The sequence below is a fragment of the Wenzhouxiangella sp. YN1 genome (genome assembly GCF_056324145.1).
The window spans coordinates 170,001-195,032 of sequence record NZ_JBJNIO010000147.1; the positions used below are offsets into that span (position 1 = coordinate 170,001).

At 62.4% G+C, this 25,032-nt stretch carries 22 protein-coding genes and 2 rRNA genes (1 of these 24 cut by a window edge); 14 read left to right on the plus strand and 10 right to left on the minus strand.

All coding sequences use genetic code 11. The features are described from left to right. The 3 genes from ACEWQZ_RS08095 to ACEWQZ_RS08105 form a co-directional block, all read left to right on the plus strand. Positions 1–2,095 (plus strand): 23S ribosomal RNA (locus ACEWQZ_RS08095) (it extends 795 nt beyond the left edge of the window). A 162-nt stretch (positions 2,096–2,257) separates the two neighbouring features. Beyond that, positions 2,258–2,372 (plus strand): 5S ribosomal RNA (gene rrf / locus ACEWQZ_RS08100). A 401-nt stretch (positions 2,373–2,773) separates the two neighbouring features. Beyond that, entirely contained in the window at positions 2,774–3,991 is a 1,218-nt protein-coding gene (locus ACEWQZ_RS08105) for a multidrug effflux MFS transporter (protein WP_476482711.1), read from the plus strand. Between the two features lie 174 nt (positions 3,992–4,165). Here ACEWQZ_RS08105 and ACEWQZ_RS08110 read toward each other — a convergent pair whose 3' ends face one another. Continuing rightward, positions 4,166–5,464, minus strand: a complete 1,299-nt coding sequence (locus tag ACEWQZ_RS08110; protein ID WP_476482571.1) for a dicarboxylate/amino acid:cation symporter — start codon at positions 5,462–5,464, stop codon at positions 4,166–4,168. A 169-nt stretch (positions 5,465–5,633) separates the two neighbouring features. On the opposite strand from ACEWQZ_RS08110, the gene ACEWQZ_RS08115 reads away from it, so the two are divergent. Continuing rightward, on the plus strand, positions 5,634–7,367 hold the full coding sequence (locus tag ACEWQZ_RS08115; RefSeq protein WP_476482572.1) for a glutamine--tRNA ligase/YqeY domain fusion protein: 1,734 nt from the start codon (positions 5,634–5,636) through the stop codon (positions 7,365–7,367). Positions 7,368–7,519: 152 nt separating this feature from the next. On the opposite strand, the gene hemE is transcribed toward ACEWQZ_RS08115, so the two are convergent. Genes hemE through aroK form a run of 3 tightly spaced genes read right to left on the minus strand, consistent with a single transcriptional unit; the run spans position 7,520 to position 10,193 of the window. Next, entirely contained in the window at positions 7,520–8,572 is a 1,053-nt protein-coding gene (gene hemE, locus ACEWQZ_RS08120) for a uroporphyrinogen decarboxylase (RefSeq protein ID WP_476482573.1), read from the minus strand. Then, the gene (aroB, locus tag ACEWQZ_RS08125; RefSeq protein WP_476482574.1) at positions 8,572–9,639 is read right to left on the minus strand and encodes a 3-dehydroquinate synthase; all 1,068 of its coding nucleotides are present in this window, start codon (positions 9,637–9,639) and stop codon (positions 8,572–8,574) included. The genes hemE and aroB overlap by 1 nt, the downstream gene beginning before the upstream one ends. After that, a complete protein-coding gene (aroK, locus tag ACEWQZ_RS08130) occupies positions 9,636–10,193 on the minus strand; it encodes a shikimate kinase AroK (RefSeq protein WP_476482575.1) in 558 nt (185 codons plus the stop codon). Before aroK ends, aroB begins: the two co-directional genes overlap by 4 nt. Before the next feature lie 200 nt (positions 10,194–10,393). On the opposite strand from aroK, the gene xrtH reads away from it, so the two are divergent. From xrtH to pdxH, 3 genes are read left to right on the plus strand one after another with little or no spacing between them, the layout of a single operon-like run. Further along, positions 10,394–10,924 carry an exosortase H gene (gene xrtH / locus ACEWQZ_RS08135; RefSeq protein WP_476482712.1) on the plus strand — a complete coding sequence of 177 codons (531 nt, stop codon included), beginning with the start codon at positions 10,394–10,396 and terminating at the stop codon, positions 10,922–10,924. Next, a complete protein-coding gene (locus ACEWQZ_RS08140; RefSeq protein ID WP_476482576.1) occupies positions 10,921–11,733 on the plus strand; it encodes an NAD-dependent epimerase/dehydratase family protein in 813 nt (270 codons plus the stop codon). Before xrtH ends, ACEWQZ_RS08140 begins: the two co-directional genes overlap by 4 nt. Then, positions 11,730–12,326, plus strand: a complete 597-nt coding sequence (gene pdxH, locus ACEWQZ_RS08145; RefSeq protein ID WP_476482577.1) for a pyridoxamine 5'-phosphate oxidase — start codon at positions 11,730–11,732, stop codon at positions 12,324–12,326. The genes ACEWQZ_RS08140 and pdxH overlap by 4 nt, the downstream gene beginning before the upstream one ends. 89 nt (positions 12,327–12,415) lie before the next feature. Here the strand turns inward: pdxH and trmH are convergent, their stop codons facing one another. Next, complete coding sequence (gene trmH / locus ACEWQZ_RS08150) at positions 12,416–13,018, minus strand: tRNA (guanosine(18)-2'-O)-methyltransferase TrmH (protein WP_476482578.1); 603 nt, start codon at positions 13,016–13,018, stop codon at positions 12,416–12,418. 38 nt (positions 13,019–13,056) lie between these two features. Between trmH and ACEWQZ_RS08155 the strand changes: the two genes are divergently transcribed. Continuing rightward, positions 13,057–13,509, plus strand: a complete 453-nt coding sequence (locus tag ACEWQZ_RS08155; RefSeq protein ID WP_476482579.1) for a tellurite resistance TerB family protein — start codon at positions 13,057–13,059, stop codon at positions 13,507–13,509. Between the two features lie 15 nt (positions 13,510–13,524). Here the strand turns inward: ACEWQZ_RS08155 and ACEWQZ_RS08160 are convergent, their stop codons facing one another. From ACEWQZ_RS08160 to ACEWQZ_RS08175, 4 genes are all read right to left on the minus strand, one after another. After that, positions 13,525–13,986, minus strand: a complete 462-nt coding sequence (locus ACEWQZ_RS08160; RefSeq protein ID WP_476482580.1) for a DUF4426 domain-containing protein — start codon at positions 13,984–13,986, stop codon at positions 13,525–13,527. Positions 13,987–14,135: 149 nt separating this feature from the next. Then, the gene (locus ACEWQZ_RS08165; protein ID WP_476482581.1) at positions 14,136–14,678 is read right to left on the minus strand and encodes a YggT family protein; all 543 of its coding nucleotides are present in this window, start codon (positions 14,676–14,678) and stop codon (positions 14,136–14,138) included. Next, positions 14,678–15,490 carry a pyrroline-5-carboxylate reductase gene (proC, locus tag ACEWQZ_RS08170; RefSeq protein WP_476482582.1) on the minus strand — a complete coding sequence of 271 codons (813 nt, stop codon included), beginning with the start codon at positions 15,488–15,490 and terminating at the stop codon, positions 14,678–14,680. The genes ACEWQZ_RS08165 and proC overlap by 1 nt, the downstream gene beginning before the upstream one ends. 326 nt (positions 15,491–15,816) lie before the next feature. Next, positions 15,817–16,515, minus strand: coding sequence for a YggS family pyridoxal phosphate-dependent enzyme (locus tag ACEWQZ_RS08175; protein ID WP_476482583.1), 699 nt, complete (start codon positions 16,513–16,515; stop codon positions 15,817–15,819). A gap of 118 nt (positions 16,516–16,633) precedes the next feature. On the opposite strand from ACEWQZ_RS08175, the gene ACEWQZ_RS08180 reads away from it, so the two are divergent. The 5 genes from ACEWQZ_RS08180 to ACEWQZ_RS08200 all read left to right on the plus strand — a co-directional run bounded on the left by ACEWQZ_RS08180 (position 16,634) and on the right by ACEWQZ_RS08200 (position 21,485). After that, positions 16,634–17,671 (plus strand): type IV pilus twitching motility protein PilT, encoded by a 1,038-nt coding sequence (locus tag ACEWQZ_RS08180; RefSeq protein ID WP_476482584.1) that lies wholly within the window; start codon positions 16,634–16,636, stop codon positions 17,669–17,671. A gap of 37 nt (positions 17,672–17,708) precedes the next feature. Further along, complete coding sequence (locus ACEWQZ_RS08185; protein ID WP_476482585.1) at positions 17,709–18,839, plus strand: PilT/PilU family type 4a pilus ATPase; 1,131 nt, start codon at positions 17,709–17,711, stop codon at positions 18,837–18,839. Positions 18,840–19,093: 254 nt separating this feature from the next. Further along, positions 19,094–19,786, plus strand: a complete 693-nt coding sequence (locus tag ACEWQZ_RS08190; protein WP_476482586.1) for a response regulator transcription factor — start codon at positions 19,094–19,096, stop codon at positions 19,784–19,786. Further along, on the plus strand, positions 19,764–21,059 hold the full coding sequence (locus ACEWQZ_RS08195) for a sensor histidine kinase (protein ID WP_476482587.1): 1,296 nt from the start codon (positions 19,764–19,766) through the stop codon (positions 21,057–21,059). The genes ACEWQZ_RS08190 and ACEWQZ_RS08195 overlap by 23 nt, the downstream gene beginning before the upstream one ends. Before the next feature lie 81 nt (positions 21,060–21,140). Beyond that, a complete protein-coding gene (locus tag ACEWQZ_RS08200; RefSeq protein ID WP_476482588.1) occupies positions 21,141–21,485 on the plus strand; it encodes a hypothetical protein in 345 nt (114 codons plus the stop codon). An 18-nt stretch (positions 21,486–21,503) separates the two neighbouring features. Here ACEWQZ_RS08200 and ACEWQZ_RS08205 read toward each other — a convergent pair whose 3' ends face one another. Next, complete coding sequence (locus ACEWQZ_RS08205; protein ID WP_476482589.1) at positions 21,504–22,532, minus strand: hypothetical protein; 1,029 nt, start codon at positions 22,530–22,532, stop codon at positions 21,504–21,506. Positions 22,533–22,815: 283 nt separating this feature from the next. On the opposite strand from ACEWQZ_RS08205, the gene tkt reads away from it, so the two are divergent. Beyond that, positions 22,816–24,825 carry a transketolase gene (gene tkt, locus ACEWQZ_RS08210; protein WP_476482590.1) on the plus strand — a complete coding sequence of 670 codons (2,010 nt, stop codon included), beginning with the start codon at positions 22,816–22,818 and terminating at the stop codon, positions 24,823–24,825. Positions 24,826–25,032 lie beyond the last annotated feature (207 nt).

The window sequence follows — 25,032 nt, forward strand, 5'->3', positions numbered from 1 at the left end:
CTGGTTCTCCTCGAAAGCTATTTAGGTAGCGCCTCGTGTCTCACTCCTGGGGGTAGAGCACTGTTATGGCTAGGGGGTCATACCGACTTACCAACCCATGGCAAACTCCGAATACCAGGAAGTGCAATCACGGGAGACACACGGCGGGTGCTAACATCCGTCGTGGAAAGGGAAACAACCCAGACCGCCAGCTAAGGTCCCCAAATCATTGCTAAGTGGAAAACGATGTGGGAAGGCATAGACAGCCAGGAGGTTGGCTTAGAAGCAGCCATCCTTGAAAGAAAGCGTAATAGCTCACTGGTCGAGTCGGCCTGCGCGGAAGATTCAACGGGGCTTAAGCAATGTACCGAAGCTGCGGATGCAAGTTTTCTTGCATGGTAGAGGAGCGTTCCGTACGCCTGCGAAGGTGTGTCGAGAGGCATGCTGGAGGTATCGGAAGTGCGAATGCTGACATGAGTAACGATAAAACGGGTGAAAAACCCGTTCGCCGAAAGCCCAAGGTTTCCTAGCGCAACGTTAATCGGCGCAGGGTGAGTCGGCCCCTAAGGCGAGGCGGAAACGCGTAGTCGATGGGGAGCAGGTTAATATTCCTGCACCAGTTGTTACTGCGATGGAGAGACGAAGAAGGCTAGGTGCGCCGGGCGATGGTTGTCCCGGTCCAAGCACGTAGGCAGGTCCCTTAGGCAAATCCGGGGGGTCAATGCCAAGGTGTGATGGGGAGCCCCACATAAGGGGCGAAGGTGTTGATGCCATGCTTCCAGGAAAATCTTCTAAGCTTCAGGTAACACTGACCGTACCGTAAACCGACACAGGTAGGCTGGGTGAGAATCCTAAGGCGCTTGAGAGAACTCGGGTGAAGGAACTAGGCAAAATGGTACCGTAACTTCGGGAGAAGGTACGCCTCTGGCGGTGACGAGACTTGCTCTCCGAGCTTCTGGAGGTCGCAGTGACCAGGTGGCTACGACTGTTTATTAAAAACACAGCACTCTGCAAACACGTAAGTGGACGTATAGGGTGTGACGCCTGCCCGGTGCCGGAAGGTTAAGTGATGGGGTTAGCTTCGGCGAAGCTCTTGATCGAAGCCCCGGTAAACGGCGGCCGTAACTATAACGGTCCTAAGGTAGCGAAATTCCTTGTCGGGTAAGTTCCGACCTGCACGAATGGCGTAACGATGGCCACACTGTCTCCACCCGAGACTCAGTGAAATTGAAATCGCTGTGAAGATGCAGCGTACCCGCGGCAAGACGGAAAGACCCCGTGAACCTTTACTATAGCTTCACATTGAACTTCGGTTGCTTCTGTGCAGGATAGGTGGGAGGCTTTGAAGCGTAGACGCCAGTCTGCGTGGAGCCAACCTTGAAATACCACCCTGGTGTAGCTGGAGTTCTAACCTCGAACCGTTATCCGGTTCAGGGACAATGTGTGGTGGGTAGTTTGACTGGGGCGGTCGCCTCCTAAAGCGTAACGGAGGCGCACGAAGGTACCCTCAGCACGGTCGGACATCGTGCGCTGAGTGCAAAGGCACAAGGGTGCTTGACTGCGAGATCGACAGATCGAGCAGGTGCGAAAGCAGGTCTTAGTGATCCGGTGGTTCTGTATGGAAGGGCCATCGCTCAACGGATAAAAGGTACTCCGGGGATAACAGGCTGATACCGCCCAAGAGTTCATATCGACGGCGGTGTTTGGCACCTCGATGTCGGCTCATCACATCCTGGGGCTGTAGCCGGTCCCAAGGGTATGGCTGTTCGCCATTTAAAGTGGTACGCGAGCTGGGTTTAGAACGTCGTGAGACAGTTCGGTCCCTATCTGCCGTGGGCGCTTGAGACTTGAGGAAATCTGCTCCTAGTACGAGAGGACCGGAGTGGACGATCCGCTGGTGTTCCGGTTGTATCGCCAGATGCATTGCCGGGTAGCTACGATCGGCAGGGATAACCGCTGAAAGCATCTAAGCGGGAAGCCCCATCCAAGATGAGGTCTCACTGGACCCTTGAGGTCCCTGTAGGGCCCTGGAAGACGACCAGGTTGATAGGCTGGATGTGGAAGTGCAGTAATGCATGAAGCTAACCAGTACTAATTGCCCGTGAGGCTTGGTCATATAACACCAAAGCCAATTGGAGAGCATTACGCTCTCTTGCGATGACACGACTGAAGCTCTTGAACAGATTCCGACTCCTTGCTGGTATCAGTAGCAGGGAGATCCCGGATCAAGTCCGGGATCAACGGACATCAGCCGTAAGCTGATGTACAGTTGACTTTGCCTGGTGGCAACAGCGGCGTGGAACCACCCGATCCCATCCCGAACTCGGAAGTGAAACGCGCCAGCGCCGATGGTAGTGCGGCATTCGCCGTGTGAGAGTAGGTCACTGCCAGGCATTTATCCTAAACCCCCGGTGCTATCTGTAGCTCCGGGGGTTTTTTTATGACTCCGCAGTACCCTCAGCGGCTGGCAGTGACCAACGCTCACGCGTTTAACGGCACTCCGGGCGCGCTCCTTTCGCTTCGCGAAAACCGCACGCCCTCCGTTGCCTACGCTGCCAGGCATTTATCCAGAAACCCCTTATCCCCTTGCACGTTGCAAGGGGTTGCTCAGAATGCGGGCCAGCGGCAGGCTGCTGCCTTGCGAGGCCGGCGTTTGATGTGCCGCCTCGTTCCGGCAAAGCGCTGTTGACCGGTTTGACCCTGTCGCACTCAAACGTGCGAAACTAAGCTCGATTGCTGGAGTCTAGCTAATCATTCCCTTCCTACAACCAACACGGGATGTGTCTTGTCTTCATTGCGCCTTGCTTTCTTACTGGGAATGACCGTCGCCCTCGGCCCGCTGGCGCTGGATACCTATTTGCCGGCTTTTCCGCAGATTGCCGCGGAGTTCGGCACCGACCTGCCTGCAGTCGGACGTACGCTGAGCGCGTACGTGTTGTTGTTGGGGATCGCCCAGCTGGTGGGTGGCCCTCTTTCGGACCGTTACGGTCGGCGAATCATTCTGTTGACGGGCCTGGGAATTTTCGGGGTTGCCAGCCTGATGGTCGCTGCCGCGCAGGACCTGAGCGACATGATGTTATGGCGGATGATCCAGGCTGTTGGTGGTGCCTGGTGTGCTGTGTCCGTGCCGGCCATTGTGCGTGATCGCACCAGCGGTAATGAATCAGCGCGGCTGTTTTCGCTGATCGGGTTGATCATGTTCGTCGCTCCGGCACTGGCGCCATCAATCGGCTCGGTGATCCTGTATTTCAGCGACTGGCCGGGTATCTTCGTCTTGCTGGCAGCGTATGCCTTGTTTCTGGCGATCACTTTGCGCGCCTTCCTTTTTCGTAACCTGCCGCCCGCCGAAAGGATCCGCACGCCAGTCGTGACGCTGCTGACCAACTATCTGACCGTGTTGGGAAATCGGACTGCGATGCGGTTTGTTGCCATGCAGACACTGGCCTTCAGCGCCATGCTGGTTTTCATTACCCATGCCTCGTTCATCTATCAGGACTGGTTCGATCAGTCGAATACAGCGTTTTCCATGCTGTTTGCAGCCAATATCGTGGCCATGGTGGTGGCCAACCTGCTCAACCGTCGCCTGCTCATGAGCTTTCACTCCACCAGTATTCTGCGGGTGGCGGTGGCCCTTCAGGCCGTTGCGGTTCTGGCCCTGGTGGCCTTCGTGGTCGCTGGAGCCGGGGTGGTTGCGGTGGCGGCGGCGTTGATACTGGCTGCCGGATGCATGGGCGCGGTTGCCCCCAACAATATTGCCAATGCGCTGGAGTTCTTTCCCCGTCTGGGTGGCACTGCCGCGGCGCTGATGGGGGCAACCCAGTTCACTCTGGCCGGCGTCATCAGTGCAACCTCAACCTGGCTTGCCGACGGCAGCTTGCTGCCGATCGTGCTGGTCATGGCGGCGTGCTCGCTCGGCTCTCTGGCTTTTGCTACCGGCGCACCGGCTGCCATGCGCCGGGCGCTCGGGGTCAAAGGGCGGCTCCAGCCCGAGTCGATCGGGGGTGGCCGTTAACCCGGCATCAAAGCAGGCTGCATTCTTGGAGCGCCTGACAGATTGATATTGCACGACAGGCCGCGGTGTCCATGCCGACAAACGAAGTTTCGCAGCCTTGCTGTCGGGATGCACAGCGCGGCTGAAGGCAATCTACTTTGATGCCGGGTTAATAGCGTCCGCGCTCCGGGTCGGTCAGCGCGGCTCGTGAATGGGCTCGTTACCACTGTCGGGGTCATCGAACCGGGCCCGATCGAGTTCGCCCTCGCTGGTTGCGACGATACAGGTGACCGTCGCATCGCCCGTGACGTTGACTGCCGTGCGCGTCATGTCGAGCAAGCGATCTACGCCCAGAATCAAGCCGATGCCTTCGGCCGGCAGACCGACCTGTGAAAGCACTCCAGCCAGCAGGATGAGACCCACACCCGGCACGCCTGCGGTTCCGATCGATGCCATGACGACCATGAAGATGATCATCACGTAGGACGACAGTGACAGGTCGATGCCGTAATACTGCGAAATGAAGCCCACGGCCACACCCTGCATGATGGCCGTGCCGTCCATGTTGATGGTCGCGCCCAACGGAATGGTGAACGAGCTGATGCGGTTGGAGACGCCCATACGTTCCTGTACCGCGCGCAGGGTGACGGGAATGGTTGCACCCGATGAGGCCGTGGAGAACGCGAAGGCGATCACATCCCGGAACTGACGGTAGAACAGCACCGGGCTCAGGCCGGTGAAAGCCTTGAGCAGCAACGGGTACACCAGGGTGGCATGAAGCACGAGAACGGTCAGCACCAGGAAGAAATACTTGAGCAGACCGGCAAAGGTCGCCCATCCGGTGGTCGCCACGGTACCGGCAATCAGCGCGAAAACCCCGTAGGGTGCAATCAGCATGACGATGCCGACAAGCTTCATGACGACTTCCATGAAGTCGGTGAAGAAATGGCCGATGCGCTTGCCCGACTCGCCGGCAAAAGACAGCGACAAGCCCAGCAGAATGGAAAAGATGATGATCGGCAGCATGTTGCCTTCGGCCATTGCCTGAACCGGATTGGCCGGCACCAGGTCGATAAGGACCTGCGTGAACGGTGGTGCCGACGCGATTTCGGGCGTTGAAGCGCTGACAGGATTGGCCCCGACCCCGGTCTGGAGCAACAGGCCGGCGATCAGTGCCAGGATGATTGCGACGCCGGTCGTCAGCAGGTACAGCCCCACTGCCTTGGCGCTGACGCGTCCCAGGCTGCGCGGATCAGCCAGCGAGGCGACGCCGGAGATCAGTGACACCAGAACGATGGGCACGATCAGCATGGTCAGAAAGCGGATGAACATCTCGCCGACGACCTCGAACAAACCATCGACCACCCATTTTTCGACCCAGGCAACATCGCTGAATGCGAAGTTGATCACAAGTCCGGTTATCAGCCCCAGGGCGAGAGCAGCCAGGATGTGAGTGCTCAGCTTGTTGTGGTCAAAGCGATATTCCTCGGTCATGGGGATTGTTCCGGTTGTGCGAGATGGGCGAAAGGGTAGCGTACCGGAAAGGCCGGGTCCATGGGCGGGTTTCGCGGTCGCTCGGGCTGCGTCAAGACCGGGGACGGTGCGACGCGCCGGGCCGGTATAATGAGCGGCCGAGCCCAAGCAGTCCGAGCAGTTCGCGCCCATGAGTCCCAAAGATATTTCCAGGGAAGGCCCCGGCGGCACTTCCGACAGTCCGCCGACACGGCCGACCAATTTCATCCGCAACCGAATTGTCAAGGAGCTGGAGGCCGGTCTGTATGACGAGATCGTCACCCGCTTTCCACCCGAGCCCAACGGTTATCTGCACCTGGGCCATGCCAAGTCGATCGTGCTCAATTTCAGCTTGCCCGAAGAGTTCGGCGGCTATACCAACCTGCGCTTCGACGATACCAACCCGGCTCGGGAAGAGCAGCGTTACGTCGATGCGATCAAGGAAGACGTCGCCTGGCTTGGCTACCAGTGGAAGAACGAGTGCTACGCCTCGGATTATTTCGAGACGCTCTATGAGTATGCTCTGCACCTGATCGATCGCGGTCTGGCATACGTTGACAGCCAGGACGCCGATGCCATCCGCGAGCAGCGCGGTACGCTGACCGAGCCGGGCACGCCCAGCCCCGACCGCGAGCGTGATCCAGCCGAAAGCCGTGAGCTGTTCGAGCGCATGCGTGCCGGTGATTTTGCCGATGGCGAGTATGTTCTGCGCGCCAAGATCGACATGGCAGCGCCCAATATCAACATGCGTGATCCGGTGATCTATCGGATCCGCCACCGGGCGCACCCGCGCACCGGAGACGACTGGTGCATCTACCCCAGCTACGACTTCGCTCACGGCGAGTCCGATGCCATCGAGCACATCACCCACTCGCTGTGCACGCTGGAATTCGAGGATCATCGCCCGCTCTACGACTGGCTGATCGAGCACTTGCCGGTGCCTTCGCGGCCGCATCAAATCGAGTTTTCCCGCCTCAATCTCGACTTCACGGTTCTCTCCAAGCGCCTTCTGACCCGTTTGGTGGATGAAGGCTTTGTCGCCGGCTGGGACGACCCGCGCATGCCCACCATTGCGGGTGTGCGGCGCCGTGGTTTCACGCCCGCGGCCATTCGCAGCTTCTGTGATGAGATTGGCGTTACCAAATCCGAGAGCATCATTCCCTTTGGTGTGCTCGAGCGCAATCTGCGCGATGATCTCAATCGCCGCGCGCCGCGACGCATGGCCGTTTTGCGCCCGCTCAAGCTGGTGCTGACCAACTTTCCCGAGGGCGAGACGGAATGGCTGGAGGCAGCCAATCACCCGCAGGATCCGGCGATGGGCAGCCGCCGCGTCGCGCTCACACGCGAGCTCTATATCGAGCAAAGTGACTTCATGGAGGAGGCGCCGAGGAAATTCTTTCGGCTCAAACCCGGTGGCGAAGTGCGCTTGCGCAACGCCTTCATCATCCGCTGTGACGAAGTGATCAAGGATGATGAGGGCGATGTGGTCGAGTTGCGATGCAGCTTCGACCCGGAGACCCGTTCGGGGCAGCCGGGCGCTGATCGCAAGGTCAAGGGCACCATCCACTGGGTTTCGGCAGCGCACGCCGTCAAGGCCGAGGTTCGCCTCTACGATCGCCTCTTCAACGTGCCTGATCCAGTGGCACAGGACAGGCAGCGTGACTTTGTCGAGCATCTCAATCCCGAGTCCCTCGAAGTGCTTGATCAGGCGCGTCTGGAGGCGGGTATCGAAGGCGCCGAGCCGGGCGAGTTCTTTCAGTTCGAGCGCCTGGGTTATTTCGTGCCCGATTGCGATAGCAGTGCGGATAAGCCGGTGTTCAATCGCGCCGTGACCTTGCGCGACACCTGGGCCAGGCTGGAAAAGCAGTTACAGCAGCGGCGTTGATCATCGGCTTTGCGGGCGGCTGGCCTTGGCTCTGAAATGGCGTTTTCAGCCGCAAGGGTGAGTGCGGCTCGGCCCGGGCTGAATGCCCGGGCCAAGGCGGGTGCGGTGCAGCAGCCTCGGCTGGAGAGGCTACCTGCAGGCCGCCAGAGGTTTTACGGCCTGCGGCTGTAATCGCGAACCGTTTCGACCAGCACCGAGACGTGCTCGGGCGGCACCTCCGGGGTGATGCCGTGGCCGAGGTTGAAGACATGCCCGGGTCCGTCGCCGAAGCTGTCCAGGACACGCCGGGTTTCCTCAGCAATGACATCCGGTTGGGTCAGCAACACGGCCGGGTCGAGATTGCCCTGCAGGGCCACGCGGTCACCCACGCGCGAGCGCGCTTCGGCCAGGTCAAGGGTCCAGTCCACGCCCAGGCCGGCGCAGCCGATGTCAGCGAGCTTTTCCAGGTGCTGAGCGCAGCCCTTGCCGAACAGAACGATCGGCGTATCCGGGCAGGTCGTCCTGAGCTTTTCAACAATACGCTGCTGCGAGGCCAGGGAGAACCTTTCATACAGGCGTGGTGAAAGGACCCCGCCCCAGGAGTCGAACATCATCAGCGCGTCAGCGCCGGCGGCGACCTGGGCGGCAAGATAATCGGCAGTGGCGTCGGCGAGGTGGTTCATCAGCCGCTCCGAAGCTTCCGGCTCAGCCAGCAGCATGCGTCTGGCCTGTGCGAAGTCCTTGCTGCTGCGGCCTTCGATCATGTAGGTCGCCACGGTCCATGGGCTGCCGGCAAAGCCGATCAGTGGCAGATCCTCGGCCAGTGACTCGCGAATCATCCTGACCGCCTCCATCACGTAGCCGGTGTCGTCTTCCGGGTCCGGCATGGGCAGCGAGTCGATATCGGCAACGGTCTTCAGCGGCCGCTCGAAATAGGGCCCCTGTCCGGGCTTGAAGCCCAGTCCGCGGCCCATCACGTGCGGCAGAATCAGGATGTCGGAAAACAGAATCGCCGCATCGAAGCCGTAGCGTTCGATTGGCTGCAGGGTCACCTCACAGGCGAGTTCCGGCGTGCCGGCCAGATCCAGAAAGCTGCCCGCCTTCTCGCGCGTGGCGCGGTACTCGGGCAGGTAGCGACCGGCCTGGCGCATCATCCAGATGGGCGTGCGTTCGACCGGCTGGCGGCGCAAGGCGCGCATCAGCAGAGCATCAGTTCGAGCGTTCATCAGCGGATCAATACCTCGCGAATATCATCAGCCGGGCAGGCTTCCACACAGGCCTGACCGAGTTCATTGAGCAATACCATGCGGATTCGATCGGCACGGTTCTTCTTGTCCAGGCGCATCCGCGCCAGCAGCCGGTCACGGTCCACCTCGGCAGGCAGCTCGGTTGGCAGCTCGAGTCGTTCGAGCAGCCGCATCAGGCGCTCTGAGGTGCCCACGCGCAGCTTGCCCAGCAGCTCGCTCAGGCGCGTGGCCAGCACCATGCCGATGGCGACTGCCTCACCGTGGCGATAGCGCCGGTAGCCGGTTTCGGTTTCAAGTGCGTGACCGAATGTATGGCCGAAATTGAGCAGGGCACGTTCGCCTGCCTCGCGCTCGTCGGCGGCTACAACCTCGGCCTTGTGTCGCACGGAGGTGTGCACCGCCTCGAGCAGGGCGTCGGGCACGCGCGCATTGAGCGCCTCGCTGCAGGTTTCCAGCCAGCCGAAAAAGCGCTCATCGCGAATGGCGCCGTACTTGACCACCTCAGCCAGCCCGGCGCGATAATCGCGTTCGTCGAGACTTACCAGGCTGTCGATATCGGCAACCACCGCAGACGGCTGGTGAAAGGCGCCGATCAGGTTCTTGCCGCCGGGATGATTGACGCCGGTCTTGCCGCCGACGGCAGCATCCACCTGGGCCAGCAGTGTGGTTGGCATCTGGATCACTTTGATGCCGCGCATATAGCTGGCTGCGGCAAAGCCGGCCAGATCACCCACCACGCCGCCACCGAGCGCCAGCACCGTGGCATCGCGTTGGGCGCCGAGGGCAACCAGCGCATCGATCACCCGCTGCCAGTTGGCCACGGTCTTGGCTTCCTCGCCGGCTTCGAGCGTCAGCGACTCCCAGCGGTGATCCTGACCCAGGGCGGCGCCGATACGCTCCAGATAGAGGCCGGCAACCGTCTTGTCGGAGACTACCAGCACGCGACCCTGCAGATGGCGCTGCCAGATGCTGCCGATGGCCAGCAACCCCTGGCCGACATAGACCGGACAGGAGCGGCCGCTTGTTTCGATCTGAACGACTTTCATGATACCTCAGCCTTTCGGCAATATAGCTCGACTCTGCGGGCGACAACGTGGGCCATGGCCGCCGGGGAGCTGCCGCCGGAGCGTATGACCAGGTCGGCACAGGCTGCATAAACGGGGTTGCGCTGCTCGGCCAGCTCGGTCAGCCGCTGTCTCCGGTTCGGTGTCTGCAGCAGCGGTCGCTGTTTGTCGCGCTCGAGTCGCTTCAGCTGCTGGTCCACACTGGTCTGCAAGTACACAACCAGACCGCGAGTCGTGAGCATGTCGCGATTGTCGGCATCGAGCACGCTGCCGCCCCCGGTGCCAAGAATCAGGTTGTCGCGCCGAGTCAGCTCATCCAGAAGCGCGGACTCCCGCTGACGAAACCCGGATTCGCCCTCGATTTCGAATATCACTGCCACTTCCACGCCACACCGCCGCTGCAGCTCCAGATCCAGATCGATGAAGTCCATCTCCATGTGCCGCGCCAGCTGCCGGCCAACGGTGGTTTTGCCCGAGCCCATGGGCCCGATCAGGAAAATGCGCCGTGGCGGGGAGGCTGCAGACTGCGCGTTCATGCTGCTCGCGCGCCGGGAGGGCGTTCCACGGCAGTGATCGGGTCGTGCCGGCAACTGTTCATACTAAAGTGGCGATGGCCAGAATCAACCGGGGCTCAATGCTACCATGCCGGCGTGGTATCAGCCCCACCGTGCCGGCTCATCACCACGGCGGTTTGGTACCATTGACGCTCTCCGTAATCGAGCGGTCCACACCGATCATGCTGCGCTTTTCGATTCTCTTCATTGTTCTGCTTCTGGGCTTGTTTGTCATCGAAGTTCTGCAGCCTGTCCAGCAGCATGTAGTTCTGCCGTTCACCGCCGGCCTTGCCGACATCAGTGTTTTCATTATCCGGCTGTTTGACAGCGGTGTGGGCTCGGCCGGCAAGGTCATTACCGATATCGAGTCCGGTTTTGCCGTCAGCATCGAGCCCGGATGCAATGGCGTCGAAGCGCTGATCGTCCTGTTTGCCGCCATCTTCGCCTTTCCGGCCGCGCTGAAGCACAAGCTGATCGGCTTTGGCATTGGCTTCATCGCCATTCAGGCGCTCAACCTGGTGCGCATCATCAGTTTGTTCTACCTGGGGCAGTGGAACATGACCTGGTTCGAGTGGTTTCACCTCTACCTGTGGCAGGCGCTGATCATCCTCGATGCGCTGGTGGTGTGGTTGATCTGGCTGCGCAGGCTGCCGCCCCGCGATCCTGGCGGTGGCGACGATGGCTCGTCTCCGCCCGAGCCTGTGGCCTCGTGAAGCGCCTGCTGATCGCCGGCTGCGGTGACCTGGGCATTCGCCTTGCCGGGCGGCTGGCCGCCGGCGACTGGCAGGTACACGGGCTGCGCCGGCGCGTAGAGGCTTTGTCTGCAGGCATCATCCCGGTACGGGCGGATCTGGCCGACGGCGACAGCCTGGCAGCGGTCGCAGGCGACTGGGACGCGATTGTTTATCAGGCCACGCCGGACCGCTACGACGAAGCCGGTTATCGCGCTGCCTATCTCGAGGGCCTGGAGCGGCTGCTGGAACACGCCGCTGCCCGCCGGCTGATCTTCGTGTCGAGCACTGCGGTGTATGGTCAGGACAAGGGCGAGTGGGTTGACGAGCGCAGCGAGACTGTGCCGCAACGCTTCAACGGTGGCGTGCTGCTCGAGGCCGAGGCGCTCGCCGCGCGCTCGGCCGCGGAGCCGATCATTCTGCGTTTTTCCGGCATCTATGGCCCCGGTCGTGAGCGCTTGATCGACAACGTCCTCGCCGGCCGGGCAAGCTGCCGTGAATGGCCGCCGCAGTGGACCAACCGCATTCATTCCGATGACTGTGCCGGCGTTCTCGCGCACCTGCTGGGGCTGCACCGGCCTGAGGCCCTCTACTGCGCTACCGACAGCCAGCCGGCGAGGCGCTGCGAAATGCTTGACTGGCTGTCTTCGCGGCTTGGCGTTGAGGCGCCGGCGCGCGAGTCATCGACGGGCGGGCAGGGCAAGCGCGTGTCCAACACCCGACTGCTGGACTCCGGCTATTGCTTTGCCTACCCCGATTATCGTTCCGGCTACCGCGAGATACTGAAATGAGCGAGTTTGCGAGCATGACCGAAGCAATGGTCACGCGTTTCCGACAAGGGCTTGATCGCGCAGCGGATGCCGGCATTCCCGAGCCGACGGCCATGACCCTGGCCACCGTGGACCAGAACGGCCGCCCGGCGGCGCGAACCGTGCTGCTCAAGGGCATGGATGCCGAAGGCTTCGTGTTCTATACCAACCTGGGCTCGCGCAAGGGGCGACACCTGCGGGTGCACGCCGATGTGTCGCTGGTGTTGTGGTGGCGCGAAAACGCCGAGCAGGTGCTCATTGACGGCCGTGCCGAGCCGGTGGGCGATCCGGAGGCCGACGCCTATTTCGCCAGTCGTCCGCGCGGCAGCCAGGTCGGTGCCTGGGCGTCGCTGCAGTCGCAGCCGATGGCCAGTCGCGCCGATTTCCTGGCTCGGGTGGCCGCGTTTGAAAAGGAGTTCCAAGATCGGGAGGTTCCGCGGCCCGCACACTGGTCGGGCTTTCGCGTCAAACCCCGTCGCGTCGAGTTCTGGTACGGGCGCGAGTTCCGCCTGCATGAACGCGTGTGCTTCGAGCTGACTGATGGCGCCTGGCGGGAGTCGTTGCTGTATCCCTGATCGGGGAATGATCAATTTCCAATGACCAGGCAATCCATCGGCCCGGGCCTTGCTGAGGCCTGTTTGCGCTGTTTGCTCATCAAACCAGCTCATCTGCCCTTTCGCCGCCTTTCCGTCTCCCTCTCCATCCATTGCTCACTCAGACTCTTCCAGGGCTCTTCCTCCAGCGAATGCGGCCGGTACAGGCCGGCGGCCAGGCGCTGGCGCTGGGCTTCGAAGAGGATCAGGGCGGCCGCGACCGAGACGTTGAGGCTCTGCGTCATGCCGGCCATCGGGATGACAACTTCGCCGTCGCATTCGGCCAGGGCTTCCGCGCTGACGCCGGATTTCTCCGCGCCCAGAACAATGGCGCTGGGCCGGGTGTAATCGGGTTGCCGGAAGTCGACCGCGCGCTCGGAAAAGTGCGCGGCATGGACGGAAAACCCCTGCGCCCTGAGCGCGCGCAGGCCCTCAACAGCGTCGTGATGACGCTGCAGCCTGACCCAGCGTTGTGCGCCCTGCGCGGTGTGGTTGAGCGGCGGAATGCCGCCGGCGGGCGGCACGGCGTGAGCCTGCATCACGCCGACGGCGTCGCAGGTGCGCAAGATGGCGGCCACGTTGTGCGCCTTGTGTACCCGCTCGAGGAAAACCGTCAGATCAGGCTGTCGGCCAGCGGCCACTTGCTCGATGCGGGTCTTGCGTTCGGGAGTCATCGCGTTATGTTAACGGCTTTTGCGGGATAATCCCTGACATGAAGACAGACTGGTTCAGTCAACTCAAATCGCTGGTTGCGCCCGGCAGCGACGAGCCCGTTGACCTTCAGGTCATCGCTCGTGCTGCCGCCATCATCCTTCTGGAGATGGCCGCAGCGGACGATCAGCGTGATGATGAGGAGCTGGCGGTGATCCGCCGCGCCATGCAGCAAGCCTTCGACATCGACCGCTCCGAGCTCGATGCCATGTTGCGTGATGCCGAAACCATGCGTCGCGACGCGGTCTCCCTGCACGACTTCACCCGTGACCTCAAAGCCAACCTCGACCGCGATGAACGTGACCAGCTGGTCGGCTGGCTGTGGCAGGTGGCCTGGGCAGACGGGCGCATCGACCGCTACGAAGAACAGCTGCTGCGGCGGCTGGCCGATTTGCTGGGCGTGCCTCATCCCGAGTTCATTCGGCGCAAGCACATGGCCGCACCGAAGAGGTAGTGGTTCGAGCGAGAACTACTCCTCGACGTAGAACTTCTGCTGAAAGCTGAATCGAGCCGGAGGCCGCTTGCTGTCTTCCGGGCGCACGCTGATGTCGAAGGTCAGCGTCTCCTCGTTGCTGATGCGGAAGGTGCCGATGTAGTAAACGGCGTCTTCCTCCCGGATTTCCTGCAGCGCAATCTCGCGCCGCTGACCGGTGAGGTTGATCGCGGAGGCCTGGACCGAGCCGCTTACAGGCACCGCCATGCTGTCGTCCGAGCCGGCGTTGCGCAGTACGGTGATGTTGATCATCGCGCGCCGGCCCGAGCGCGTGATGCCATAGGCGCTGGCGACTTCGGCGGGCAGCATGCGCGTATTCATCGCGCTGTAGTGAACGCGGTAGTCGCCAATGTCTTCGAACTGCTGCGCCTGGGCCGCGAACGACGCCAGCAGCAAAGCGAATGCGGTGAATAAAAAGACAGCAAGCTGTCGAGTCATGTCCTTTGCCCTTGCCGTTGAACTGCCCCAGATGCTACGCCCGCCGGGGGTGAGGCGGCAAGCGGTTGGGGCAAAGACCTCGGGCTCTTCAAGGTTCTTTTTTGAGCGTGGCACCTCGCCGCTTGGCTGCATGCCCGCGCACACGCTGCTCATACGCCCAACAGGATGATCAAGAACTGAATGGCGATCAATGCCACCAGCGGTGAAAGATCGAAGCCGCCGAGAGGCGGAAGCACGCGGCGGATGGGGGCCAGAACCGGTTCGGTGAGCTGATAGACCAGCGGCACGATGGGGTGGCGGAAGCCTTGTCCCACCCAGGAGAGCAGCACGTTGACGATGATCAGCACCAGGTAGAGCACCAGCAGCATGCGTACCAGCCTGAGGGCGGCCAGCAAGAAAAGCACCGGCCAGCCGATGCTCCAGCCGTTGAGAGCCATGAGGATGACCAGCAGGGTCAGCTCCAGAATGTAGAGCCAGGCAATGCCGGCCAGGCTGAGCGAGCCGACGCGCGGAATGAGCCTTGCCAGCGGCTTGACCAGCGGATCGGTGATGCGGATCAGCGCCTGACAGACGGGGTTGTAATAGTCGGCTCGCAGCGCCTCCAGCAGGATGCGAAGCATCAGTGCCGCCAGATACAGCTGGAAGGCAGTCTCGATCAGAAAGGAAAACGCCTGGTTGGCCGAGCCGCCCATCAGTCGTCTCCGAGTTCGCGTCCGCGCTTGACCGCTGCCTGCACGGCCTTGTCGACGAGCGTCTCGAAGCCGTTGCTCGACAAGCTCTCGAGGGCCGCGGCGGTGGTGCCACCCGGTGAGGTGACGCGCCTGCGCAGTTCGCCGGCGTCAACATTCGACCTCGCCAGCATGGTGCCAGCGCCGAAGGCCGTCTGGCGAGCGAGCCGGGCCGCCGTTTCCGCGCTCAGGCCAGCGGCGGTGCCGGCGGCGGTGAGATGCTCGACCAGCGCAAAAAAGTAAGCCGGACCCGAGCCCGAAATGGCGGTGACCACATCCATCAGCGCTTCGTCTTCGACCCAGGCGATCTCGCCGGCTGCTTCGAGCACTTGTTCGGCGCGCTGGCGATCACGGTCGCTCACGCCGTCGGCGGCGGCCAGTCCGGTCATGCCGGCCTGATACAGCGCGGGCGTGTTGGGCATGGCCCGCACAATGCGGGTGTGCCCATCCAGATGCTCCCGGATACGCGCGATCGGCATGCCGGCGGCTACTGAAATCACCAGCGTGTCGCCGCCGATCGCCCCGGCAACCGAGGTCAGCACCTTGTCCATTACTTGTGGCTTGACCGCCACGACCAGCACGTCGGCGGCGCTCGCCGCCTCGCCGTTGTCGGCGTGGGTGGTCACGCCCAGGTCGCTGGCCAGGGAGCGGCGCTGGTCTGCGCTGGGGTCGGCCACGCGGATGGCTTGCGCTTCCGTGCCGCCGGCGATCAGCCCGCTGATCAAGGCGCGGCCCATGTTGCCGCCGCCGATAAAGGTGATGGTGAAGTTTGCCATGGGCTCTATTGTAGGGGGGCGCTGGCCCGGAGTGCCAGCGACAGGGGTGTTAGCTTGTTAGCTTGTTAGTTTGTTCGCTGGTTGGCTGGTTGGCTGGTTGGCTGGTTGGCTGGTTGGCTGGTTGGCTGGTTCGGCGCGGGAAGGTTGGCGGGGCGGCGTAGCCGCGCTGGGGTCCGGTGGAGTCCGACAGGCGGCTTTCGGCCGTGGGCGCGGTTCTACCGCGAAAAAGGGTTTCGGCCCAGCACGGCCATTCGCGGCGTAGCCGCCCCGCACTGTCTTGCGGTTGCCGAACCAGCCAACCAGCGAACAGGCTAACCGGCGAACCGTCAGTCCCTGGGTCCGAAAAGCGCTGTCCCGACTCGCACTAGAGTCGAGCCTTCCGCAATGGCGGCCTCCAGATCCGCGCTCATGCCGGCCGAGAAGGTGTCGATCTGCGGGTGCTGGTTCTTGAGGTTTTCGAACAGCTGGTACAGCCGAGCGAACACGGCGCGTTGATCGTCGTGTTGCTCACGCGCGGCGGGAATGGCCATCAGGCCGCGAAGCCTCAAGTTTGCGCAGCGGCTGATCTGCTCTGCCAGCGTGGTTATTTCTTCGGGAGCGCAGCCCGCTTTCTGCTCCTCTCTGTCGATGTTGACCTGAATGAGCACATCCAGCGGCGCCAGCGCTTCGGGTCGCTGGTCGTCGAGTCGCCGCACGATGCGGGCGCGATCGATCGAGTGCACCCAATCGAAGTGAGCGGCGATGAGCCGGGTCTTGTTCGATTGAATCGGGCCGATGTAATGCCATTGCAGCTCATGAGCTTCGAGCGCGGTGATTTTCGCCACCCCCTCATCGACGTAACTCTCGCCGAAGGCGTACTGGCCGAGCTCGTGCAGCTGCAGAATGGTTTCGGGCGGCCGGGTCTTGCTGACGGCCAGCAAGTGGATGTCGTCACCAGCGCGGCCGGCAGCGCTGGCGGCGGCCTTGATGCGTTTGCGCGTATGCTCGAGGCGTGCGTGAGCGGATTCCGGGGTGATTTGATTCATGGCCAAGTTACGCTAAGATCGTTTGGTGTGCTGAAAAGCCGGGATGTGTTCAGACCGCCCGGCGGGCGAGCCGGCACACGTCACCGGCAGGCCGAGGGTCACAGGCAGGGAGTTCCCCATGGATATTACAGAATTACTCGCGTTTACCGTCAAGAACAAGGCATCCGACCTGCACATTTCGGCCGGTCTGCCGCCCATGATCCGCGTTGACGGTGATGTTCATCGTATCAATACGCCGGCCATCGAGAACAAGGAGATGGCCGAGCTCATCTATTCGACGATGAATGACCACCAGCGCCGCGACTACGAGGCCAACCTGGAGGTCGACTTCTCCTACAACGTGCCGGGTCTGGCGCGGTTTCGTGTCAACGCCTTCCATCATCATCGCGGCATGGGCGCGGCCTTCCGCGTCATTCCCAATGACATCTGGTCGCTGGAGGATCTGGACGCCCCGATCATTTTCAAAGACATTGTCGAGGTGCCGCGTGGTCTGATTCTGGTTACCGGCCCGACCGGTTCAGGCAAGTCGACAACGCTTGCGGCCATGGTGGATCACCTCAACAAGACCGTGCCAGGCCACATCCTCACCATCGAGGATCCGATCGAGTTTGTCCATACCTCCAACCGCTGCCTGATCAATCAGCGCGAAGTTCACCGCGATACCCACGGCTTCAATCAGGCCCTGCGTTCGGCCTTGCGTGAAGACCCCGACATCATCCTGGTCGGCGAGCTGCGCGACATGGAGACGGTGCGGCTGGCCCTGACGGCCGCCGAGACGGGCCACGTGGTGTTCGGCACGCTGCATACTTCGTCTGCGCCGAAGACAATCGACCGTATCATCGACGTCTTTCCGGGCGATGAGAAGCCGGTGGTGCGCTCAATGCTTTCCGAATCCCTGCGGGCCGTCATCTCGCAGACGCTGCTGAAGAAGGTGGGTGGCGGGCGAGTGGCCGCCCACGAGATCATGGTGGCCACCTCGGCGATCCGCAACCTGATTCGCGAAGACAAGGTGGCGCAGATGTATTCGGCCATTCAGACCGGGCAGAATGCCGGCATGACCACCCTCGATCAGTCACTGATCGAGCTGGTGCGACGCGGCCTGGTGCCCAAGCAGGAGGCCATGCGCAAGGCGCAGAACAAGTCGGCGCTGGCCTGAGCGGCCGCGCCGAAGTCCATATGCCCAAGGAGGCACGATGAATACCATTCAGGACTGGCTGCACAAGCTGCACGAAACCCAGGGTTCGGATCTTTTCGTGACCGTGGGCGCGCCGCCCTGCATCAAGGTGCACGGCAAGATCAAGCCGCTCACGCGAGAAGCGCTCAGCCATGACATGGCGCACGACATCATCGACTCGGTCATGACGGCCGATCAGCGCGAAGAGTTCCATTCAACCCGTGAGTGTCAGTTTGCCGTCTCCCTCGAGGGCGTGGCCCGATTCCGGGTTTCGGCCTTTTATCAGCGCAACAGCGTGGGCATGGTCTGCCGCCGGATCGAGACCAAGATCCCATCGTTCGAAGAGCTCGATCTGCCCGAATCGCTGTCAGAGCTGTCGATGGTCAAGCGCGGCATCGTGATCCTGGTGGGCGCGACCGGCACCGGCAAGTCCACCACGCTGGCGGCCATGGTCGGTCACCGCAACATCAGCGCCTCCGGCCATATCGTGACCATCGAGGACCCGATCGAGTTCGTGCACAAACACCGCAAATCGCTGGTGACCCAGCGTGAGGTGGGCATTGACACCGAGTCTTTCGATGTGGCGCTGAAGAATACGTTGCGCCAGGCCCCCGACGTGATTCTGATCGGTGAGGTTCGCACCCGCGAGTCGATGGAGCAAGCGATCACGTTTGCTGAAACCGGACACCTCTGCCTGACGACCCTGCACGCCAATAACGCCAACCAGGCCATGGATCGCATCCTGCACTTCTTCCCCGAAGAGCGCCATCCGCAGGTGCTGCTGGATCTGAGCTTCAACCTTCGGGGCGTGGTGGCGCAACAGCTGGTGCCGTCGATCGACGGCTCTCGCCGCCACGTTGCGCTGGAGATCATGCTCAATACGCCGCTGGTGCAGGAGAAGATTCGCAAGGGCAAGATCGAGGATCTGAAGGAGATCATGAAGGATTCACGTCATCACGGCATGGTGACGTTTGATCAAAGCCTGCTCGATTTGTACCAGGAAGGCCTGATTTCCTATGAGGAAGCCCTGCGCCATGCCGATTCGGCCAACGATCTGCGCCTGGCGGTCAAGCTCAGCGAAGGTGGTGACGCCGAATCGCTCTCCGGCCGGCTGCAGGATCTCAACCTGGTGGACGACGGACGCTTTTGATCCAGCCACGCCCGTTCTGCAAACCGGCCTGGGCAGCAGGTCTGGTCGCCGCTGCTCTCCGGGTAACGGCTTTTTCCGCCAGCGTTAACGTGCGATTAACCGCCCGGCGCCTATGATCGGAGTCGTTGGTGCCCATCGCGCGAGCCAGGAGTCTGCACCGACGGTTACGGGGCAATGTGGGCCCGGGCGGACTGTAACAGTCTGTCCGGGCATTTTTTTAGCTCGATTTCGACCAGGACAGGGGCATTCGGCTGATGCGAATTCTGATCATCGAAGACAATCGTGATATTGCGGCCAATCTGGGGGATTTTCTCTCCGACCGTGACCATGAGGTCGATTACGCCTATGACGGCGTCACCGGCCTGCATCTGGCCATCGTCAACGAGTTCGATGCCATTGTCCTCGACCTTGCGCTGCCGGGCATGGATGGCCTGGAGGTCTGCCGCAAGCTGCGCGAGGACGGACGCAAGGAAACGCCGGTGCTGATGCTCACCGCGCGCGATCAGCTCGAGGACAAGCTCACCGGCTTCGAATCCGGCGCGGATGATTATCTGGTCAAGCCTTTCGAGCTGCGCGAGGTGGAAGCCCGCTTGCAGGTGTTGTCCCGACGCGGCCAGCGCGTCAAACCGCGTGAGCTGACGGTGGGCGACCTTGAATACAATCTGGAAACCCTGACCGTTCGGCGTGCGGACAAGCCCATCGACCTCAATCCGATCGGCCTGAAGCTGCTCGAGAAACTGATGGCGGCCTCGCCCGCGGTGGTGACCCGCCGTGAGCTCGAGCACCACGTCTGGGGTGAGGAGCTGCCCGATAGCGACAGCCTGCGTGTGCACATCCACAGCCTGCGCGCGGCGATCGACAAGCCCTTTGGTCAGCCCATGATCCAGACCCGACACGGCATCGGCTATTGCCTGGTGGCTCCGGATGAAGTATCGGCGTCGACTTAGAAGCCGCCTGATCTTTTCCTTTTTGCTGTTCGGCACGCTTCTGAGCGTGCTGTTCGCGGTAGCCGTCTTGCTGGTTCAGAGCCTGTTGGTCGACGCCCTGATCTCGCGTACCCTGGCTGATGAAATCAACCAGTACGTCGCTGATCTGCGCGAAGACCCGACCCTGGTCGAGCCCTTCTATACGCGCATCGAGGGCTACGTGACCCGACCCGGCAAGGCCGGCATCGTACCGGCGCCCTTTCGTGATCTGGCCAGCGGCGTTCATGATGTCAGCACCGCCGGCGCCCAGTACAAGGCAGCGGTGCGCAAGGAAGACGATTTCTGGGTTTTTCTGACCTATGACGTGTCGGAAAATCAGGAGCTGGCGCGCCGGCTACAGCTTGCCCTGGCCGCAGCAGTGGTGCTGTTCGTGCTGTTTTCACTGGCCATGGGAGTCTGGTCTTCGAGCCGCATCATGGCGCCGGTGACCGAGCTGGCTCACCGGATCGAGGCCATGGATGAGTATGCCCCGTCGGGCGATCTGGCGCGTCATTTCCCCGATGACGAGGTCGGGCAGCTGGCCGCGGCTCTCGATGACTATGCTCACCGCCTCAAGGATCTTGTCGAGCGCGACAAGGCCTTCAACGCCGATGTCTCGCACGAGCTGCGAACGCCGCTTGCGGTGATCTCCGGCGCCACCGAGCTGTTACTGGCCCAGCCCGACCAGAACGAGCGAACGCGCGAGCGCCTGCTGAGAATCGCACGAGCCGCTCGCCAGTCCACCGATATCACCACGGCGCTGCTGCATCTGGTGCGCGCCGAGCGCGACGCCGATGGCGAAGGCCGCGCGCACGACCTTGGCCAGATTGCCCGCCAGGTGCTTGGCAACTACGAGCCGCTGATCGGTGACCGCACCCTCAAGCTGCAGGTCGACGAACGCGAGGGCGTCAGTGTCATCGCGCCTGAAGCGGTCATCGCTGTGACTCTGGGCAACCTCATTGGCAACGCCATTCGTTACACCAGTGACGGTGAGGTGCGAGTCCTGATCCGCGCCGGCGAGGTCAGCATTCTCGATACCGGGCCGGGTATTGCGGAAGAAGAGCTGCCGCGCGTCTTCGATCGTCAGTTTCGTGGCCGGCAGGCCAGCGGCACCAAGGGTTCGGGTCTCGGGCTCTCCATCGTCAAGCGATTGTGCGATCTCTACGGCTGGCGGATCGAGTTTGCCAATCGCGATGAAGGCGGGCTGGCGGTCACGGTGCACTTCTTTCCGGATCGGGGCGGGCTGCCGGGTTAATAACAGCTGCCCGGGCTGACCAAGCAGCCAAACCCGGCCTTTCCCGTCGCAGTCAGCCGCTCGCGCCGCTACAATAGCCGCATGGCATTGATCAATTGTCCCGGCTGCGGCCGCCGCGTTTCCGACCAGCACAGAGTTTGCCGCCACTGCGACCTGCCGTTGGGCGAGGTTTCCGACGAGGAGGTTCGTCGTATCCAGCACCAGCGCTGGCGCAAGCGGATGTGGCAGGCGAAGAACATCGCCTATATTGGCATGGCCGTGCTGCTGGCGGGGGCCATCAGCTGGTGGCTGTCCGGAGCTTCGGGCTGGAGTCTGCCGTTGCCGGCGGTTGCGGTCTTGTTGCTGGCTCTGGGGCTGGTGCTCTACCTGGGTGGTCGAGCGTGGTTGTTCTGGCTGAAGATGCGGCGGAATCGACCCGAGCCGTGATCACGCCCCGCAGGCCGGTTACAGGTCCTGCTTGTAGCGCACGTAGGGAATGCGCCCGTAAATGCTTTCCATTGGATCTTCCAGCGTGGTCGCATCCGATGTGGGCTCATCAGCGCGGGGAGCCGCGTCCATGATGTTGCGCACGCCAATGGACAGTGCCCCGTTGCGCGGCGCGTGCCAGGAAAACTCCAGGTCGAAGGAGCTCAGCGTGGACGAGGCCTGCTCCGGGCTCAGCCAGAGCGGCAGTTCGCGCTGCTGGCCGAGCATTTCGCCGCTGAAGTTGCCTCGACGCCAGCCCAGCAGCAGCTGCGCGTTGTTGGCGTAGCGCATTTCTTCGACGGCGTCCATCGGCTTGAGCGCCATGCCCAGTTCGGACAGACTCATGCGCTGGCGATAGCGTGCCAGCTGCAGGCCGACGAGAAAGTCACCAATGCGCTCGGTCTCGATGCCAAAACTGACGTTGACATCAAGCCCTGCGATTGCCTTGCCCGCACCGTCGACGCTGTGCGGCGTCCACAGTGCCGGTTCCGCGCTCGGACCGAAGCTGCTCTGGTTCTGCAGCGGTGTTTCATTGCCGTGATAGGCGCCAATGCCGAGCTTCAAGCCGGGTGCCGCCATCCAGTCGCCGGAAACCTGCAGCAGGTTCATCGTGTTGCCGGGCAAAGGCTGATCAACAAAGCGGCAGTCCTGGGCCAGATAGGAGTTGATGGTCATCATGCCCTGGCTGCACTGGATGTGCGCCAGGCTGGCGGTATTCATCTGCCACGCCTTGAGCGACCATGAAAAGCTGCTCGCCGGGTCATCGGACTGGCTGAAGCCCGGCTGACGGCCGGAAAGGGGCATGGTGACCGACAAGCGTGGGCGTTCGCCCGGCAGGCCCAGGGGTGAGCGCTCGGCGATGACGCGCAGCATCGGCGCCTGGGGCGCCGGCAGCTGCGTCGAACCGCTTTCAGGCACGATCGACCACGGCATGTCGTCCGTCGTCTGGGCCTGGGCCCCGACGGCGAGCAGCACTGATATGATCAGAATGTGCCTGAAAAGAATCATTCCCTCGACTCTTGCGTTGATTTTGCGTTGTCCGGCTTGTACAGGCTTTGACGGCGGCGCGGCAATAAAGTTTTGCCGAATTTCAGTCTAACAGAGGCCGGGGCAGGCTGCACTCGTAAAAAGCGATGCAAGTGCCCGATATTGCCGCGTTTCTCCGCCCCTGAAGGCGCCCGGCAGTCGGGGTGGTCAGCGGGCATTCGGCAGGACCGGCCCCGACGCGGGCGCGAGGCTGTAAAATATGCCGACCTACCGCTCTACACATCATGCAGGCACCGACAGTTTCATGACCCAGCCAACCCCCGATCGCCGACAGCTCGCCAACGCCGTGCGCGCGCTGGCCATGGACGCCGTCGAGCGCGCCAACTCAGGCCACCCGGGCATGCCCATGGGCATGGCCGATATCGCCGAGGTCCTGTTCAACGACCATCACAAGCACAATCCGGCCAACCCCGACTGGTGGGACCGCGACCGCTTTGTCGTCTCCAACGGTCACGGCTCGATGCTGCTCTACAGCCTGCTGCACCTGACCGGCTACGACCTGCCGCTGGAAGAGCTCAAGAACTTCCGCCAGCTGCACTCGATGACACCCGGCCACCCCGAACGCAAGGATGCGCCGGGCGTGGAAACCACCACCGGCCCGCTGGGGCAGGGGCTGGCCAATGGTGTGGGCATGGCGCTGGCCGAAAAACTGCTGGCCGCGCGCTTCAACACAGACGTGCACACCATCGTCGACCACCGCACCTGGGTGTTTGTCGGCGACGGCTGCCTGATGGAAGGCATCTCGCACGAGGCCTGCTCGCTGGCCGGCACGCTTGGCCTGGGCAAGCTGGTCGTCTTCTACGACGACAACAACATCTCCATCGACGGCGACACCGACGGCTGGTTCACCGACGACACGCCGGCGCGCTTCAAGGCCTACGATTGGCACGTGGTCGAAGATGTCGACGGTCACAGCGCCGAGGCCGTCTCGGCGGCCATCGACCGTGCTGTTGCCGTTGACGACAAGCCCACGCTGATCTGCTGCAAGACCACCATCGGCTTCGGGGCGCCCAACAAGGCTGGCACCGCCGGTGTCCACGGCGCCGCCCTGGGTGAAGACGAAATCACCGCCGCGCGCGAGCAGCTGGGCTGGCATTATGCGCCCTTCGAGGTTCCCGACGACATTCGCGCCGGCTGGGACGCGCGCGAGAAGGGCGCCGCCGCCGAGCAGGCCTGGAACGAGCGCTTCGAAGCCTACAGGCAGGCGCACCCGGACAAGGCCGGCGAGTTCGAGCGGCGCATGAAAGGAGCGCTGCCCGACAGCTTCGACGATCTGGTCGACGGCATCCTGAAAAAGATGCAGGGCGACGACAAGAAGGTTGCCACGCGCAAGGCTTCCGGTGCCTGCATCGAGGAGTTCGGTCCGCACCTGCCCGAGCTGCTCGGCGGCTCGGCCGACCTGACCGGCTCCAACAACACCAACTGGTCGGGCAGCGTCGACGTGCTCGACGATCCGGCGCGCGGCAACTACATCTACTACGGCGTGCGCGAGTTCGGCATGACCGCCATCGTCAACGGCCTGTACCTGCACGGCGGCTTCATTCCGTATGCGGGCACCTTCCTGGTGTTTTCCGACTATGCGCGCAACGCCGTGCGCATGTCGGCGCTGATTCCCACCGGTGCCATCCACGTCTATACGCACGACTCCATCGGCCTGGGCGAAGACGGCCCCACCCATCAGCCGGTCGAGCACGTCACCAGCTTGCGCATGATTCCCAACCTGGATGTGTGGCGCCCGGCCGACAAGGTCGAAACCGCCGCCGCCTGGGCCGAGGCGCTAAGGCGTCGCCAGGATCCTACCGCGCTGGTGCTCACCCGCCAGGGCCTGCCGCACCTGGAAAAGACCGAAGATCAGATCGAGGCGATTGCAAAAGGCGGCTATGTGCTGGCCGACGCCGCGGGCGGCGAGCCCGAGGCGATCCTGATCGCCACCGGTTCGGAAGTCGGCCTGGCGATGGAAGCCGCGGCCGAGCTGAAGAACAACAGCACCGAAGTTCGCGTCGTTTCCATGCCCAACCCCGGCCGCTTTCTCGAGCAGGACGAGAGCTATCGCGAAGCCGTCCTGCCGGGCAGCATCAGGGCCCGCGTGGCGATCGAGGCCGGCGTCAGTTACTACTGGTGGCCCTTCGTCGGCGAACAGGGCCGGGTCATCGGCATCGATACGTTCGGGGCGTCCGCGCCGGCGGAAGACCTGTTCCGCGAGTACGGGTTTACTACGGAGCGAATAGTGGCTGCCGTCCGCGAGGTGCTTTGATCGTCGCGGACGCAATGACCAGGTGTCAGGCGGCAATTTGCAAACAAGGATCGAATGTCCAAATGACCGAACGACAGCCGAGCTTTGCTGGCAGCAGGCGAGTTTCCGTCATTCGGTCATTGCAAACTTATCATTGGGCAGGCTCCGGTGGTGAACCGAACCGGCCCCGAGTACAATCCTTATATCCCTGAAAGTCAAAGTTCTTGG